Below are 16,602 nucleotides of genomic sequence, written 5' to 3' on the forward strand. Positions count from 1 at the left end.
GCAGCACGAGAACCGTCCGGCAGCGCCCGGCCACATCTACCAGGAGACCGGCAGAGCCTTGCCCTCTTCGTACCCGGCCGCCGACTGAATGCCCACGAGCGCTTTCTCGTGAAAGTCGGCGACGGTGGTGGCGCCGGCGTAGGTGAACGACGAGCGCACGCCAGAGGTGATCATGTCGAGCAGGTCCTCGATCGACGGCCGCAGCGGGTCGAGGTAGATCTTCGAGCTCGAGATCCCCTCGGCGAACAGGGTCTTGCGGGCGAGGTCGTAGGCGTCGAGGCGCTCGAAGCGCGCCTGAACGGCCTTGGTCGAGGCCATTCCCCAGCTTTCCTTGTACAGCGCGCCGCGGGCATCCGTATTCAGCGTTCCTGGCGCCTCGGTCGTGCCGGCAAACCAGGAACCAATCATGACGGATGCCGCCCCAGCGGCCAACGCGAGGGCCACGTCCCGCGGGTAGCGCACTCCCCCGTCGGCCCAGACGTGCGCGCCGAGCTCACGGGCCGCGGTGGCCGTTTCGAGCACGGCCGAGAACTGGGGCCTACCGACGGCGGTCATCATGCGGGTGGTGCACATGGCGCCCGGACCGACTCCCACCTTGACGATCGTGGCGCCGGCACCGACCAGGTCGCGCACGGCGTCCTTGGTGACGACGTTGCCGGCCACGATCGGCAGCCCGAGGTTCAGGTCGGCGACGATGCCGAGGGCACGCAGCATGCCGTCTTGGTGGCCGTGCGCGGTGTCGATCACCAGAATGTCGACGCCGGCGGCGGCGAGGGCGCGAGCCTTGGCGGCGACGTCGCCGTTGATGCCGATCGCGGCAGCGACCTTGAGCCGACCGCGGGCGTCCAGTGTCGGCTGGTACAGGGTGGAGCGCAGGGCGCTCTTGCGGCTGAGCGTTCCGACGACGGTGCCGTGGTGCAGCACCGGCGCGAAATCGATGTCAGCCTCCGTCATCAGGTCGAAGGCGCGGCGCGGCCCCTCGACGTCGTCGGCGTCGAGCGCGGCGAGTTCACCGTGCAGCAGATCGCCGAGGCGCGCATCGGGTAGCGCGGTCGCCAGCCGGCTGGCGACGATGCAGCCCAGGTAGTCTCCGCTGGTGGAGTGGATGACGATTCCCTGGCCGGGCGAGGCCGGAACCTGCCGCAACGCCATCTCGACGGTATCGTCCGGGGCAAAGGTGAACGGCGTGTCGAAACGAACCGATTGGGCTTTGACCCAGCGGATAGCGGCATCGAGGTCCTGCAACGGCATGTCCTGCGGCAGCACTCCGAGCCCTCCGCGGCGGGCCAGCGAGGCAGCCAGGCGTGGCCCGGTGACCGAGTTCATATTCGCCGACACGATCGGAATCGTCGCATCCGTACCGTCATTCGGTGCCAGGGAGACATCCAACCGGCTAGTGACAGCCGATTGTCCGGGCACCAAAAACACGTCGGAGTAAGTCAAATCATGGCTGGGCGTCGTTCCATAGAACTGCATACCAAGAACGCTAGCCGTTCGACAGGGTGTTAGTGGTCGCGTGGGATGGGATTAGGCTGGACAGTAAGACTGACCTGGCGGTCACGATCGTCAGCGACAGGCTCAATGAAAGCGCAGAATGACCCGGCAACGGACCTTGCCGAGGGCATCCAAATTCAAAGCAGAGAGTGGGCGATCCCACGGTGTCAAGCCAGGTAACCGGTGGAGCTTCTGACGAGACAACGTCAGGCGAATTCGGAGCAAACGAGTGGCTCGTTGACGAATTGTATGAGCGATTCCTGATCGACAAGAACTTGGTTGATGAGTCGTGGTGGCCGGTGTTGGAGAGCTACAATCAGACCGCGAACACTCCCATTCCAGCGGCTGCTGCCCCCGCAGCAGCGCCAGCAGCATCCGTTTCACCGGCGCCGGCCGCACCCGCCGCACCCGCCGCACCCGCCGCAGCCGCACCCGCCGCCGTCCCGGCCGTACCGGCAGCGCCAGCTCAGGTGACTGAGAACCAGCCGACGGCCCGCACCACCTCGAGCGCGCCGAAGCCGGCCCCGGTTCCCGCCGACGCTCCCGTCACCAGCCCGCAGACCGTCGTCACCGACGAGTCAGCGCCGGTCAAGCAGGACAAGGTCGTTCCGCTGCGCGGTATGGCGAAGTCACTCGCGACCAACATGGTTACGAGCCTGACCGTGCCGACCGCGACCAGCGTGCGCACCATCCCGGCCAAGCTGCTCATCGACAACCGCATCGTCATGAACAACCACATGAAGCGGGCACGCGGCGGCAAGGTCAGTTTCACCCACCTGATCGGCTGGGCGCTGATTCGCGCGCTCAAGATGTTCCCGAGCCAGAACGTCTACTACGACGAGGTCGACGGCAAGCCCTCCGTGGTCGCTCCCGCCCACGTCGGCATGGGCCTGGCCATCGACATGCCCAAGCCCGACGGCACCCGCGCCCTGCTGGTTCCGGCGATCAAGCGTGCCGACACGATGACCTTCGGCGAATACCTCGCCGCCTACGAAGACCTCGTCACTCGCGCCCGCCAAAACAAGCTCACGGCCGACGACTTCGCCGGAGCGACCCTGTCGCTGACCAATCCGGGCGGCATCGGCACCGTGCACTCGGTGCCCCGACTGATGAAGGGCCAGGGCTGTATCATCGGCGCCGGCGCCCTCGACTACCCGGCCGAATTCCAGGGCTCGAGCGTCAAGACGCTCACCGGCCTGGCCATCTCAAAGACCATCACCCTCACCAGCACCTACGACCACCGCGTCATCCAGGGTGCAGGGTCGGGCGAGTTCCTCAAAATCGTGCACGAGCTTTTGATCGGCCAGCACAACTTCTACGAAGAGATCTTCTCCGCCCTGCGCATCCCGTACGACCCGATCCACTGGGCCCCGGACATCAGCGTCGACCTCGCGAGCGCCGTCGACAAGACCGCGCGGGTGCAGGAACTGATCAACTCGTTCCGCGTGCGCGGCCACCTGATGGCCGACATCGACCCGCTCGAGTACTCACAGCGCAGCCACCCCGACCTCGACATCGCCACCCACGGGCTCACCTTCTGGGACCTCGACCGGTCCTTCGTGACCGGCGGTTTCGGAGCGAAGCGCCAGATGCTGCTGCGCGACATTCTCGGTGTGCTGCGTGACTCGTACTGCCGCACCACCGGCATCGAGTACATGCACATTCAGGACCCGGCCCAGCGCAAGTGGGTGCAGGAGAAAATCGAGAAGTCGTACGTCAAGCCCACCCACCACGAGCAGATGCGTATTCTGGCCAAGCTCAACGAGGCCGAAGCCTTCGAAACGTTTCTGCAGACCAAGTACGTCGGTCAGAAGCGCTTCAGCCTCGAGGGCGGCGAGTGCACCATTCCGCTACTGGACACCATTTTGCAGGGCGCCGCCGAGCAGGGTCTCGACGAGGTCGCGATCGGGATGGCCCACCGTGGCCGCCTGAACGTTCTCACCAACATCGCCGGCAAGACCTACGGCGAGATCTTCCGCGAGTTCGAGGGCACGCAGGACCCACGCACCGTACACGGCTCCGGCGACGTGAAGTACCACCTCGGTACCACGGGCATGTTCCGCGGTGAAGACGGCGCCGAGATTCCGGTGTCGCTGGCAGCGAACCCCTCGCACCTCGAGGCCGGCGACGGCGTGCTCGAGGGCATCGTGCGCGCCAAGCAGGACCGCAAGCCGATCGGCACCTTCTCCACCCTGCCGATCCTCATCCACGGCGACGCCGCGATGGCCGGCCAGGGCGTCGTACTCGAAACCCTGCAGATGTCCCAGCTGCGCGGCTACCGCACCGGCGGAACCGTACACATCGTGGTCAACAACCAGCTCGGGTTCACCACCCTGCCGCAGGATGCCCGCACCAGCGTTTACGCCACCGACGTCGCCAAGACCATCCAGGCGCCGATCTTCCACGTCAACGGGGATGACCCGGAGGCCGTGGTACGCGCCGGCGAACTAGCCTTCGCCTACCGCCAGGAATTCAAGAAGGATGTCGTCGTCGACCTCATCTGCTACCGCCGTCGGGGCCACAACGAGGGCGACGACCCCTCGATGACGCAGCCGCTGATGTACAACCTGGTCGAGGCCAAGCGCAGCGTGCGCAAGCTGTACACCGAGGCGCTCGTCGGCCGTGGTGACATCACCGAGGAAGAATACGAAGCCGCCCACCGCGACTTCCAGGATCGCCTCGAGCGCGCCTTCCTCGAGACCCACGCTGCCCAGACCGCGTCAATCCCGGTCATCACGCCGGAAATGGCCGCCACGGCCAAGGCCGAGGCTGAAGCTCAGGCCCGTGAAGACGCCGCAGGTGAGCCCGAGACCACCGGTGTCCCGGAGAGCGTCATCCAGCTCATCGGTGATGCATTCAATAACAAGCCGGCCGGTTTCACCGTGCACAACAAGCTGCAGCAACTGTTGCAGAAGCGCCTCGACATGAGCCGCAACGGCAATATCGACTGGAGCTTCGGCGAACTGCTCGCGCTCGGCTCGCTGCTGGTCGAGGGCACCCCGGTGCGTTTTGCCGGACAGGATGCCCGCCGCGGCACGTTCGTGCAGCGTCACGCGGTGCTGCACGACCGGGTGAATGGCCAGGAATGGCTGCCACTGGCCAACCTCAAGGACAACCAGGCCCGATTCTGGATCTACGACTCATTGCTGAGCGAATACGCCGCCATGGGCTTCGAGTACGGCTATTCGGTGGAACGCGCCGACGCGCTCGTGCTCTGGGAAGCCCAGTTCGGTGACTTCGCCAACGGTGCGCAGACCATCATCGACCAGTTTGTGTCCTCCGCCGAGCAGAAGTGGGGCCAGCGGTCATCCGTTGTGCTGCTGCTGCCGCACGGCTACGAGGGTCAGGGCCCTGACCACTCCTCAGCCCGCATCGAGCGATTCCTGCAGCTGTGTGCCGAGGAAAACATGACCGTGGCGCGCCCGTCGACGCCCGCGTCGTACTTTCACCTGCTGCGTCGCCAGGCCTACATGCGTCCGCGCCGTCCGCTGATCGTGTTCACGCCCAAGTCGATGCTGCGCCTGCGCGGAGCGACGAGCGCCGTGTCTGAATTGACCAGCGGCAAGTTCGAAGCGGTCATCGACGATGCACGCGTGAACGACAAGAACGCCGTCAAGCGCGTTCTGTTCATGGCCGGAAAGATCTACTACGATCTGCTGAACGAACTCGAGAAGAACCCGAACCCCGAGATTGCCCTCGTGCGCGTCGAGCAGTTCTACCCGCTGCCCGCCGTTGAGCTAAAGAACGTCGCCGCCCAGTATCCGAACGCCGAACTGGCCTGGGTGCAGGACGAACCGGAGAACCAGGGAGCCTGGCCGTTCTTCTACCTGGAGACCAACAAGCTCGGCCCGCGAGCCATCCGGCTGTTCTCCCGTCCCGCGTCGGCCTCGCCGGCGGCAGGTTCGGCCAAGCGCCACGCGGTCGAGCAGGCCAAGCTGCAGCGCGAGGCGCTCACGCTGTAACCGCACATGAAAATGGAGGGTGACCCCGGGGTCACCCTCCATTGGTGTTCCTGCGCGGCGGCGGGCGCGGCCTGGCGGCCCGTGCCTGGCCGGTTGCAACCGGGGCGGGTGCGACGAACACGTGCCCTCAGCGGATGCGCGCGGTCACGCCGCCGCTCGCGGCCCTGGTACCGCTCGTGGCACCCCGCGCTAGAGTGCCACGATCCATGACGAGTGCCACGAGGCTGCGGCGTGGCCGGCCCGCGTGCGAGCGCGGTGGCATCCGTTTGCCTGCCAGCGAACAGCGACAGGCGATTGAACGTGCGCGCTCAGCTAGTGCGAGGCCTGGAGGGCGCGCAGCTTGAGCAGGACCTGGTCGCGCAGAACTTCGGGCGCGGTTTCCTTGCAGGCGCGCTGCATCACCTCGGTCATGGTGCGTCCGATCAGGTGTTCGGCGCTGCAGTCGGTGCAGGTCGCGAGGTGCTCCTGAATGTCGGCCGCATCGTCTTTGCGGAGTTCGTTGTGCAGGTATTCTTCGAGTTCGGCCTTGGCCTTCTCGCAACCACAATCGGTCATTTGCTTGCGCTCCCGGATGTTTTCTGTCCCTGGCCTAGTCCGCGCTCGGCCGCGTAACCGGCCAAGAGCTCACGAAGGAGTCGCCGGCCACGGTGCAGGCGGCTCATCACGGTGCCAATGGGTGTTTTCATGATTTCGGCGATCTCCTGGTAGGAGAAGCCTTCGACGTCGGCGAAGTACACGGCGAGTCGGAAGTCTTCGGGAATGGACTGCAGGGCTTCTTTAACGGCGCTGTCCGGCAGATGGTCGATGGCCTCGGCCTCGGCCGACCGTCCTGACATGGCGGTCGTCGACTCGGCGCCGCCCAGCTGCCAGTCTTCGAGCTCATCGATGGTGCCCTGATAGGGCTCACGCTGCTTTTTGCGGTACTGGTTGATGAAGGTGTTGGTGAGGATGCGGTAGAGCCAGGCCTTGAGGTTGGTGCCCTGCTCGTACTGCGCGAACGCGGCGAAGGCCTTGACAAAGGTCTCCTGCACGAGGTCCTGGGCATCGGACGGGTTGCGGGTCATGCGCATGGCGGCAGCGTACAACTGGTCGAGGAACGGCAGGGCCTGTTCTTCGAACAGTCCGCGGGTCTGCTCGCGCAGCTCGGCCTTGGTCGGTGCAACCAGTTCTGTGTCGTCAACCGGAATAGATTCCGAATTGACGGGCGTGTCTGAAGTCATCACGGGCAATTCTAGGCCGTTCCCCACAGCCAGGGGTCGTTCTAACAGCATTGACACCGTCACGGGCCTCCCTCAGATTGTTATCACCGACTATTCTGATAACCGATGTTGATCTCGAGATATTCCAAGCCGGAGTTTGATCCGTACGGCGACAATTCACCGACCGAAGTGGATGTCTGGTGGCCGGCGCCGAGCATTGGCGCGCCATTGCAGGCGGTGCTGGCTCTGCCGGGCTCGAAATCCCTGACCAACCGGGAGCTCGTCGCATCCGCTCTCGCCAGTGAACCGTCTCTGCTGCGCGCGCCGCTGCACTCGCGCGACAGCGATCTCATGGTCGATGCCCTGCGGCAGCTCGGCGCCACGATCGAGGCCGTTGCGGGCGACGGGGCGTTCGGAACGGACCTGCTGGTGACCCCGCTCGAGGAATTACTTGGCTCCACCACGATCGATTGCGGCCTGGCCGGCACGGTCATGCGTTTTCTGCCCCCGCTCGCAGCCCTCGCGCTCGGCCCGACCACGTTCGACGGCGATTCCGGTGCGCGACGCCGCCCGATGGGTCCCATCATCGGCGCTCTGCGCGACCTCGGCGGCGATATCAACGACGATGGCAAGCACGCCCTGCCCTTCACCGTGCACGGCCGCGGAGCGGTCACCGGCGGAGCGGTCACCATCGACGCCGGCAGCTCAAGCCAGTTCGTGTCGGGGTTGCTGCTGGCCGGCGCACGCTTCGAGCACGGGCTGCACCTCACCCACTCCGGCGAACGGCTGCCGAGCCTGCCACACATCGAGATGACCATCGAGGTGCTGCGCGCGCGCGGCGTCGACGTGTCTACGCCGAACGTCGGCGAGTGGATCGTCGCACCCGGCCTGCTCGCCGGTCGCACGGTCGACATCGAACCCGATTTATCAAACGCGGCACCGTTTCTGTGCGCCGCGCTCGTGGCCGGCGGCAGTGTCACCATCACCGGCTGGCCGGAGACGACGACGCAGGTCGGGGCCGACCTCGCCCAGCTGCTGCCGTTGTTCGGCGCCGTCGTCACGCGCGCCGGTGACCGGCTCACCGTCACCGGGGGCGAGCACATCGTCGGCGTCGACCTGGATCTCTCCGCTGGCGGGGAACTCGCCTGCACCCTCGTCGCTCTGGCCGCCTTGGCCTCGACGCCGAGCACGATCACCGGCATCGGGCACATTCGCCACCACGAGACCGACCGTCTCGCCGCACTGGCGACCGAGATCAATCGGCTGGGCGGCAAGGTCACCGAGCTGCCCGACGGCCTCCGGATCGAACCGGCGCCCCTGCACGGCGGCCAGTGGCTCAGCTACGACGACCACCGCATGGCCACGGCCGGTGCGCTGATCGGCCTCGCCGTGCCCGGCGTCGAGGTCGAGAACATCGGTACGACCGCGAAGACGCTCCCCCAGTTTCCCGAGCTGTGGCACGCGATGATCTCCGAAGCGGCGCTGTAGATGCCCGTGGCGCCGCCCGCTGACGGTTCTGAGGGTCTTGCCGAGGACCTGGCCGGCGATCCCGGCGACACCTGGTGGGCCTCCGCCGCCGACGACGAACCGGAGTTCGACGAGTCGAGCGTGCGGGTGCGCCCCGGCCGCAAGGGCAGTAAACCGCGCTCCAAGACCAGGCCGAGCCATCAGGATGCGCTGACCGGGCGCATCCTCTCGGTAGATCGCGGTCGCTACACCGTCATGCTCGACGAGAATCTGCCCACCGAGCGTCGAATCACAACCGCGCGGGCCAGCGAGCTGCGCAAAAAGGCCGTCGTCAACGGCGACCGGGTCGACATCGTCGGCGACACCACCGGAGCCGAGGGCAGCCTGGCCCGCATCGTGCGCATCGTGCCGCGCGACACCCTGCTGCGGAGGAGCGCCGACGACACCGACGCCGTCGAGCGGGTGATCGTGGCCAACGCCGACCAGATGCTGATCGTGGTCGCCGCGGCCAACCCGGAGCCGCGCATCCGCTTGGTGGATCGCTATTTGGTCGCGGCCTATGACGCCGGCGTGAAACCCATTCTCTGCATCACCAAGACCGACCTCGCCGACCCCGCCGCGTTCCTGGCCAACTTCGCCGGCCTCGACCTGCCCGTGTTTCAAAGCGGGGAGGGCGGGATGCCGATCGAGGAGATCTCTGCGGCGCTGGTCGGCCACGACACGGTCTTCGTCGGGCACTCCGGCGTCGGCAAGTCCACGCTCGTGAATGCGCTCGTCCCCGGCACCAACCGGGCCATCGGCGTCGTCAACACCGTCACCGGGCGCGGGCGCCACACCTCGTCGTCGACGGTGTCACTGCGCCTCGAAACGGATGCCGGCCGCGGGTGGGTTATCGACACCCCCGGCGTTCGCTCCTTCGGCCTCGGTCACATCAACACCGACAATATTCTCAAGGCCTTCACCGACCTCGCGACGATCGCGGAGCGCTGCCCACGCGGCTGCACTCACCTTCCCGATTCGCCGGACTGCGCGATCATCGACGCGGTTGAGGCCGGCGAGCTCGGCGACACCGGCCAGGTGCGCCTCGACTCGCTGCAACGGCTGCTCGCCACGTTTGCGCCCGCCCGCTGAGTCTGCTCTCGATACGATGGAACCATGACGGATTCAGCGCGCCTTGCAGTCGGCGATACGGCCCCCCAGTTCACCCTGACCGACCAGGATGGGGCATCCGTTTCGCTTAGCCGTTTCGCGGGCAGCAAGGTGGTCGTGTATTTCTACCCGGCGGCGATGACCCCCGGCTGCACGACCCAGGCCTGTGACTTTCGCGACAACCTCGGGTCGCTCAAGTCCGCGGGCTACCAGGTGCTCGGCCTGTCGAAGGATGCCCCGGCCAAGCTCAAGACGTTCCAGCAGCATGATGCGGTTAACTTTCCGCTGCTGAGCGACAGCGCACTCGACGTGCACCGCGCCTACGGCGCCTGGGGCGAGAAGAACCTCTACGGCAAGATCGTGACCGGCGTGCTGCGGTCGACGTTCGTGCTGGACGAAGCCGGCGTCATCACCCACGCCCTGTACAACGTCAAGGCCACCGGCCACGTCGCCAGCCTGCGCAAGAAGCTCGGCATCGACGCCTGACCGTCTAGCGGTCATGCGGCCGTGGTCAGTCGGCGTCCGGCTTCGGTTCGTGACTGGTCGCGGCGACGACCTTCGGAGTGAAGACCAGCACGAGCACCACGATCGAGGGGGCGAGCAGCGCCCAGCCGACGTCGGGGCGGGCGTAGATGCCCTGGAAGCAACCGACGGCGATCATGATCTGTACGAGCTGCCAGGTGACCGCGGCTCCGCGAATCCACGGACGCCCGCGCAGGGCGCCGACCGTGATTGCGCTCACCCACACGGCCGCGACGGCCGTCAGTGCCAGCAGGGCAAGCGCGCCACCCATCGAGGTCGGTGTATCGATGAGCAGTTCGAGCACCCACCAGGCCGTGAGCGCCCACAGTGCGAGCGCCTCCAGAGCTACGAGCCCTACAAGCACACCCAGAAGGGGGGCACGACGAAGCGCCCGGAGGTCGATCCGAGCTGGGCGCCGCGCACCAGAGTCGCTGTTCACAGCGAAAAGCCATACAAAACTATTGATTTGATACCTCTATTATGGGACGATATTTGAGGCCCGGTTGACGCTCACAGGGACGTGAGCTGTTTCAACGCGGTTATCGCGCAGATCCCACTTTCCTGCAACCGGCCATCACCCTGCAACTCTGGCCAATCGGCCGTGCACCCATGCAATAAAAGGAGCATCCCTATGGACTGGCGCGATAAAGCTGCCTGCCTCACCGCTGACCCGGAACTTTTCTTCCCGGTCGGTAACACTGGACCCGCTGTGGACCAGATCGAGAAGGCAAAATCGGTGTGCGCTCGCTGCAACGTCACGGAGGTCTGCCTCCAGTACGCACTCGAGACCGGTCAGGACTCTGGGGTCTGGGGCGGCCTGAGCGAGGACGAGCGGCGTGCGCTCAAGCGTCGCGCCGCACGCGCCCGTCGCGCTTCCTAGCAAAGCCGGCACCGCTACAGAACGCGAGCCTACGGCCGTCCGGTATTCCCGGAGGCCGCGGGCTCGTTTTTTTGTGCTCTGCGCGCAGCCGGGCCGCGCGACCGCGCGGAATCGGCATCCGCTCCCCGGGCCCACCGTATGTCCCTGGTCCCAGTTTCTAACCTGGGCCCGGGGACGGGGCCCAGGCCCCGTCCCGAAAGGGCTAGGACTCCTGCATGAAGCGGAGGGGGATCTCGATCGTGACCTCGGTGCCGCTGCCCATCATGGTGTGCCAGTCGATGGTGCCGCCGAGCTCGCCCTGAATGAGCGTGCGCACGATCTGAGTGCCGAGCCCCGAACCGACCTTACCTTCCGGTAATCCGGCACCGGTGTCTCGCACCATGACGGTCAGCGTCTCCTCGCTGCGCTGCGCCTCGATCGACACCTCGCCCTCGCGCCCGGCGAGGCCGTGCTCCACAGCATTGGTGACCAGTTCGGTCAAAACCAACGCGAGCGGCGTCGCATAGGCGCTGGGCAGGGTGCCGAAGCTACCCGACGACTTGGGATGCACGGTCGTATTGTGAGCGGATGCGACCTCCACCGTGAGCAGCAGCACCCGCTCGAAAACGGCGTCGAAGTCGACGATCTGGCTGAGTCCCTCGGACAGGGTGTCGTGCACGACGGCAATCGCAGCGACCCGCCGCATCGCCTGGGTCAGCGCCTCGCGCGCCCGGTCGGACTGGGTACGCCGAGCCTGGATCCGCAGCAGCGAGGCAACGGTCTGCAGGTTGTTCTTGACCCGGTGGTGAATCTCCCGGATGGTGGCATCCTTGGTGATCAGCTCACGTTCCTGGTGCCGCAGTTCGGTAACGTCCCGCGACAACACGATCGCGCCGACGCGTTCGCCGCGGTTGCGAATGGGAATCGCCCGGAGCGACACCGTCACGCCGCGCGCTTCAATGTCGGTGCGCCACGGTGCCCGCCCGGTGACCACCAGGGGCAGCGACTCGTCCACGACGGCGGTGCCGGTAAGCAGGCCGGTCGTCACCTCGGCGAGCGATTCCCCCTCGAGTTCCTCAATGAAACCCATGCGGTTGAACGCCGAGAGCGCGTTGGGGCTGGCAAAAGTGGTCAGTCCGTCGACATCGAGCCGGAGCAGCCCGTCGGAGGCGCGTGGCGCGCCGCGGCGCGGACCGGTCGGAGCGCCGAGGTCGGGAAAGTCCCCGGACGCGATCATGGCGAACAGATCGTTGGCGCAATCGTTGAAGGTCAGCTCCTGGCGTCCCGGCGTGCGTGCCTCGCTCAGGTTGCTGTGGCAGGTCAGCACCGCCACCGGGGCATCCGTTACCGCAGCACCGGTCGTGCTCAGCCGGCGCAGCACCGGGATAGCCCGCACCCGGGTCGGCGTCTCCTCATACCAGTCGGGAGCGGTGGCGTCGACGATCCTGGCGGTCTCGAACGCCTCGGTAACCTGATTGCGCCACTCGACCTTGATCTGCTGCCCGACGAAGTCGCGATAGAACAGCGTGGCGGCACTCGACGGCCGGGCATGCGCGACGGCGACGAAGCCGCCAGACTGCGCCGGAACCCATACGACAATATCGGCGAAAGCGAGGTCGGCCAGCAGCTGGCCGTCGGCAACGAGCATGTGCAGCCAGTCCACGTCTTCCGCGCTGCTGCGGCCCTGGGCAAGAACGAGATCACTGAGAGTCGACACGCTCACTAGCCTAGATCCCCGCGCGCTCCCCCCGGCACCCGCTGTGGTGATGCCACACCATTGGGTCCATGATGAGAACATGCACACACTGGCGGGCACTAAAGATCGCACCTTGATCGTCATCCTCGGCACTATCGTCGCCCTGGTGCTCGTCGCCCTCGTGGTGGTCTTCACCCGCGGCGCACCGGAACTGCTCGACCCAAACACCCCGGAAGGCGTGGTGCAGGCCTATTCTGCGGCCGTCATCGCCGGTGACGAAGATGCGGCCGAAAAGCTGCTCACCGCAGAGGCCCTGGTGGGCTGTGGGCCCGTCGAACACGGTCCAACCAACAGCCTTCGCGTCGTACTGGTGTCAACGACGGTTCGCCCCAAATCAGCCGATGTCGTCGTGTCCCTGGTCACGTCCTACGACGACGGCCCGTTCGGCGCCTCCGAGTATGAGTTCGAGAGCAATTTCGACCTGGTCAGGGCGGACGGTGCCTGGCTGATCGAGACAGCTCCCTGGGAGCTCTCCATCTGCCCGAACCCGATGGTAACGAAGTAATGTCCATCGTGGTCCTCCTCGTCCTCGTCGCCGTGCTGGGCGTGGGCATGACCGGCATCGTCATCGCTGTGCGCCGATCTCCTAGACAGCCCGGTAGCACATCAACCCCGACGGCACGCCGAGTGGTCGTGTACATCTTGTTGTTCGCGCTCGTGGTCATCGCCGCGATCGGCCTGAGCGGCCTCCTGGGGCGCGCCCTCGATACCGGCACCAACCTGGCCGGTATCGATGTGACCGGACTCGCGCGGTCCCTCGCCTTCACCCTGATCGCCGGCCCGTTCGCCGCGCTGCTCTGGTGGGTGCTGTGGCGGCGGATGGCGAGCGCGGAGCGGGCGTCGATCTCTTGGGGGCTCTACCTGGCCGGCCTGCAGACGGTCGCGATCGTGACCGCGGCTTCTGCCCTGCTCGGGACCCTGGCGGCACTGGTGCGGGGCGACTGGCAGCCGCGCACCCTCGCGGTCGCGCTGATCTGGACGCTGGTGTGGGCCTGGCACCGGTGGATGTCCCGACACCCGTCCAAGAGTCCCATGCAGTTGACGAGCGTCGCGCCCATTCTGAGCTCGATTTTTGGCTTGCTGATCGGAGCGGTCGGGGCGGTGACCGCGCTCGCATCCCTGATCAATGCGGCCGTCGACGCGCTCCAGTCCTCGATCGTGATCGGCGATCCCTGGTGGCGGCTGGCCCTGCAGGCAGGCGTCTGGTTTCTCGGCGGCACCCTGATCTGGTGGTGGCAGTGGATGCGGGAGCGCGCCCGGCTCGTGCGCGGTGTGCTGGCCGATCTTGCCCTCGTCGTCTTGGGGATCGCCGCCGCTGCTGCCGCGTCGCTGGTGGGAACGGGCACGGTGCTGTTCGTGCTGCTCCGGCTGGCCTTTACCCGGGAGCATCCGCTGGACGATATTCTCGATCCGCTCGGCACCGCCGTGGCGACCGCTCTGGTCGGCGCTCTGGTCTGGGCCTACCACCACGGTCTGCTGCGGCAGCGAGCGCTGCCGACCCGGCTGGCCGCCACCCTCGTCGTTTCCGGCTTCGGTCTGGTGGCTGCGGCTACCGGGCTGGGAATCATCGTCAATGCCCTGCTGTCCGGCCTGGCGCCGGTCGTGGTCGGGTCGGACACGCGCTCCCTGCTGCTCGGCGGGCTTAGCGCCGCAATCGTGGGTGGCCCGGTCTGGTGGGCCGCCTGGAAGCCGCTGCGCCCGGTCGATCCGGTGTCCGCCCAGGTGACGGGCCGCCGGGTCTACCTAATTCTCATCTTCGGGATCAGCGCGATCGTGGCCATTATCACCCTGCTCGTGATCGGCTACCGCATTTTCGAATTCGTCCTCGACGACCTGAGCCGACAGAGCCTGCTCGACCGGGTGCGAGCACCGTTGGGGCTGCTCGTCGCCACCGGCCTCGCCGCCGGCTACCACTTCTCGGTCTGGCGGAGGGACCGCGCTGCGCTGGCTGAGGCCGGGCTGCCCGGCCGTGCCATCCACCGGGTCATTCTGGTCACGGCCGGCGACCCGACCGCGACCCGCGACCTCATCGCCGAGCTGACCGGCGCCGCCGTCACGGTCTGGCAGCGTGCGGCCTCCCCCGACGGCCCTGCACCGATCGACGCTGCACCGATCGACGACGTCCTGCCATCGGCCGAGCGCCTCGGCCTGGCCTTGGCCGGGGTCACCGGAGCACGCGTGCTCGTCGTCGTGGGCGTCGGCGGCAGCGTCGACGTCATCCCGCTGCAGAACTGACCAGCGCAGGCCTGATCGATCAGTACTGGTCAGATCAGATCGCCGGGGCGGCCTTGCGGCCAGGCCAACGCACTCGCCGCGGCACCCGCTCGGTTTGGCCGACGGCAACGACGATCAGCTCATCGAGCACAAATCGACGGATGCTGACGCGCGCCGGGGATTTCGGCGCCCCGTCCCGCAGGGTGTGGCCGGTCAGTACTGCGGTATCGAGCGCGACCTGGTCGTGCGGCACCAGAACGGCGGAGTCGATGTTGCCGAGCAGCTTGAGGGTTCTCAGGACCTGGCCACGCGGATTGAGCCCCAGGGCGCTCGCCCGCACCTGATTGATCACAACACTCACGGCATGGCCGGTCGTGACCTCGGCGAGGTCCACCCAGGACCGCAAAAACCGCGCCATGCCGATCGGGTCGGCCAGTCCGCAGGCGACGACGTGGTCGGCCATCCGCAGCGCGGTCACCGTGGCCGCGTTGCGGCGCGGTGCCAGCAGATCGCTGCTCAATTCCTCGTCGCTCTCCAGATTGAATCCGGTGTCCAGCACCACGTAATCCACCCAGTGTCGCAGCGCATCGATCGTGCGGGTGACCCGCTCGGTCGACAGTTCCGGCCAGCGAGACGGCCGGCCGAGACCGGTCAACACCCAGAAGGCGCCCTTCGGGGAGTTGTAGCGCTGGGCGATGCGCTCGAGTTCTGACCGGTTCAGGCTGTCGCTGCCGGCCAGGCGGCAGGCGGCGGCAAAGCCGGGAGCCTCGTCGAGCATGCCGAGCCGCGGCGCGATCGACGCGCCGTAGGTGTCGACGTCGGCCAGCACCACGGTGTGGCCGGCCGCGGCAATTTCGGCTGCAATGTTAATGGCGAGCGTGGTACGCCCGGGCGCCCCGGACGGGCCCCACACCGCGATGACGGAGCCAGCACTCAGCGCGCCGCCGGTGAAGTGCCGATCCCCGACGCGCAGCGGCACCACCACGCCCGAGACGAGCAGGTCTTCGATCTCCGCCCAGTCACAGGGCAGGGCCACGGTTTCGTACAGGCCGAGCGAGCCTGCGTGCCGACGTTCCTGTTCCGATGCGGCGATGGCGACGACCCGAATGCCCCGCTCATCGCAGGCGGCGATCAGCTGGCCGGTCAGAGACTCCCGCCGACCACTGACCACGACGACGTGCGGCTGCCCGTGCGACAGCGATTCCAGAAAATCCCGGGCGGTATCCACGCGCGTCACCACACTGTGCCCGCACTCGATGATGTCGGCCAGCATGCGCTGCTCGGTCGCTCGGTCCAGCACGAGCGCGATCCGGGCCATCAGGGAACCACGGGGGTATTGACCGGTACGATCGCGAGGGCATCACCGTTCATGATCGCTTCGAGCACGTCGGCGACGTTCGCCTTGGGCACGAGCAATTCCACGGATTGACCATTGTCTGCGGCGATGATGCCGGTCGGGATCACGATCCGCACCACGACAGCCTGCGCCACGAGAATCGTCGGCGGCGCGTATTCGCCCGGCCCGGTCGCCCGCGCCGACCAGATGTCCACCACCGAACCGGACACGACCCTGGCTGCCAACCGGCCGGGAACGTCTACGACGACACTCGTCGTCAGCTCTCCGGCTGCTGCTCCGACCGCGGAGCGCGCCACGAGTTCCCCGGCCAGAATGGTCTGGGTGACCAGCAAGCCCGGCTCGACCGTGGGCGACAGATAGAGGTCGGCGGCTCCGCCCAGCCGTACCCGGGTTTCAACGAGGTCGGTCTTCGTAAGGCGATCGCCGACGGTGAGCGTGTGGCGTGCGGTGTAGACCGCCGTGGTGCGGTCGCTGCCGGCGACGATCGCGCTCACGCCGGCAATCGACGTGGCGACGAGCACGAGGCCGATGACGAATCGGGGGTCTACCCAGAAGCGGCGGCGCGTACGTGTGGAACCGGGTGACATCATCCGCTACCTCGCTTGTTTGGAAGGATTCGCTCT

General features: G+C 66.8%; 14 protein-coding genes. 7 read left to right on the plus strand and 7 right to left on the minus strand.

Annotation, left to right across the window (positions count from 1 at the left end; genetic code table 11):
* Positions 1 to 36: 36 nt before the first annotated feature.
* Entirely contained in the window at positions 37 to 1,476 is a 1,440-nt protein-coding gene (locus CXY80_RS13220; protein ID WP_092451328.1) for a GuaB1 family IMP dehydrogenase-related protein, read from the minus strand.
* Between the two features lie 182 nt (positions 1,477 to 1,658).
* Here CXY80_RS13220 and CXY80_RS13225 point away from each other — a divergent pair, with 182 nt between their 5' ends.
* Positions 1,659 to 5,456: a multifunctional oxoglutarate decarboxylase/oxoglutarate dehydrogenase thiamine pyrophosphate-binding subunit/dihydrolipoyllysine-residue succinyltransferase subunit gene (locus CXY80_RS13225; RefSeq protein ID WP_104132804.1), complete on the plus strand. Its 3,798-nt coding sequence runs from the start codon at positions 1,659 to 1,661 to the stop codon at positions 5,454 to 5,456.
* Positions 5,457 to 5,768: 312 nt separating this feature from the next.
* On the opposite strand, the gene CXY80_RS13230 is transcribed toward CXY80_RS13225, so the two are convergent.
* Positions 5,769 to 6,011, minus strand: a complete 243-nt coding sequence (locus CXY80_RS13230) for a zf-HC2 domain-containing protein (protein WP_092451330.1) — start codon at positions 6,009 to 6,011, stop codon at positions 5,769 to 5,771.
* Positions 6,008 to 6,676 (minus strand): sigma-70 family RNA polymerase sigma factor, encoded by a 669-nt coding sequence (locus tag CXY80_RS13235; RefSeq protein ID WP_092451332.1) that lies wholly within the window; start codon positions 6,674 to 6,676, stop codon positions 6,008 to 6,010. The genes CXY80_RS13230 and CXY80_RS13235 overlap by 4 nt, the downstream gene beginning before the upstream one ends.
* Positions 6,677 to 6,781: 105 nt before the next feature.
* Here CXY80_RS13235 and aroA point away from each other — a divergent pair, with 105 nt between their 5' ends.
* The 3 genes from aroA to bcp are packed head-to-tail and all read left to right on the plus strand — an operon-like array spanning position 6,782 to position 9,757.
* Positions 6,782 to 8,143 (plus strand): 3-phosphoshikimate 1-carboxyvinyltransferase, encoded by a 1,362-nt coding sequence (aroA, locus tag CXY80_RS13240; protein ID WP_104132787.1) that lies wholly within the window; start codon positions 6,782 to 6,784, stop codon positions 8,141 to 8,143.
* Positions 8,144 to 9,253: a ribosome small subunit-dependent GTPase A gene (gene rsgA / locus CXY80_RS13245; protein ID WP_092451336.1), complete on the plus strand. Its 1,110-nt coding sequence runs from the start codon at positions 8,144 to 8,146 to the stop codon at positions 9,251 to 9,253.
* 24 nt (positions 9,254 to 9,277) lie between these two features.
* Positions 9,278 to 9,757 carry a thioredoxin-dependent thiol peroxidase gene (bcp, locus tag CXY80_RS13250; protein WP_092451338.1) on the plus strand — a complete coding sequence of 160 codons (480 nt, stop codon included), beginning with the start codon at positions 9,278 to 9,280 and terminating at the stop codon, positions 9,755 to 9,757.
* A gap of 25 nt (positions 9,758 to 9,782) precedes the next feature.
* Here bcp and CXY80_RS13255 read toward each other — a convergent pair whose 3' ends face one another.
* Positions 9,783 to 10,157: a hypothetical protein gene (locus CXY80_RS13255; protein ID WP_233195373.1), complete on the minus strand. Its 375-nt coding sequence runs from the start codon at positions 10,155 to 10,157 to the stop codon at positions 9,783 to 9,785.
* Positions 10,158 to 10,424: 267 nt separating this feature from the next.
* Between CXY80_RS13255 and CXY80_RS13260 the strand changes: the two genes are divergently transcribed.
* Entirely contained in the window at positions 10,425 to 10,673 is a 249-nt protein-coding gene (locus CXY80_RS13260; RefSeq protein WP_035837005.1) for a WhiB family transcriptional regulator, read from the plus strand.
* A 202-nt stretch (positions 10,674 to 10,875) separates the two neighbouring features.
* On the opposite strand, the gene CXY80_RS13265 is transcribed toward CXY80_RS13260, so the two are convergent.
* Positions 10,876 to 12,369, minus strand: coding sequence for a sensor histidine kinase (locus CXY80_RS13265; protein ID WP_092451340.1), 1,494 nt, complete (start codon positions 12,367 to 12,369; stop codon positions 10,876 to 10,878).
* A gap of 79 nt (positions 12,370 to 12,448) precedes the next feature.
* Between CXY80_RS13265 and CXY80_RS13270 the strand changes: the two genes are divergently transcribed.
* Positions 12,449 to 12,913, plus strand: coding sequence for a hypothetical protein (locus tag CXY80_RS13270; RefSeq protein ID WP_092451342.1), 465 nt, complete (start codon positions 12,449 to 12,451; stop codon positions 12,911 to 12,913).
* Positions 12,913 to 14,643 (plus strand): DUF5671 domain-containing protein, encoded by a 1,731-nt coding sequence (locus tag CXY80_RS13275; RefSeq protein ID WP_233195374.1) that lies wholly within the window; start codon positions 12,913 to 12,915, stop codon positions 14,641 to 14,643. Before CXY80_RS13270 ends, CXY80_RS13275 begins: the two co-directional genes overlap by 1 nt.
* A 34-nt stretch (positions 14,644 to 14,677) precedes the next feature.
* Here the strand turns inward: CXY80_RS13275 and CXY80_RS13280 are convergent, their stop codons facing one another.
* Together CXY80_RS13280 and CXY80_RS13285 are read right to left on the minus strand one after the other, a co-directional pair.
* Positions 14,678 to 15,940, minus strand: a complete 1,263-nt coding sequence (locus tag CXY80_RS13280; protein ID WP_092451344.1) for a regulator — start codon at positions 15,938 to 15,940, stop codon at positions 14,678 to 14,680.
* Positions 15,940 to 16,569 carry a hypothetical protein gene (locus CXY80_RS13285; protein WP_104132788.1) on the minus strand — a complete coding sequence of 210 codons (630 nt, stop codon included), beginning with the start codon at positions 16,567 to 16,569 and terminating at the stop codon, positions 15,940 to 15,942. Before CXY80_RS13285 ends, CXY80_RS13280 begins: the two co-directional genes overlap by 1 nt.
* Between the last annotated feature and the right edge of the window lie 33 nt (positions 16,570 to 16,602).

Source organism: Cryobacterium sp. M91, assembly GCF_002929615.1.
Lineage (GTDB): Bacteria > Actinomycetota > Actinomycetes > Actinomycetales > Microbacteriaceae > Cryobacterium > Cryobacterium levicorallinum.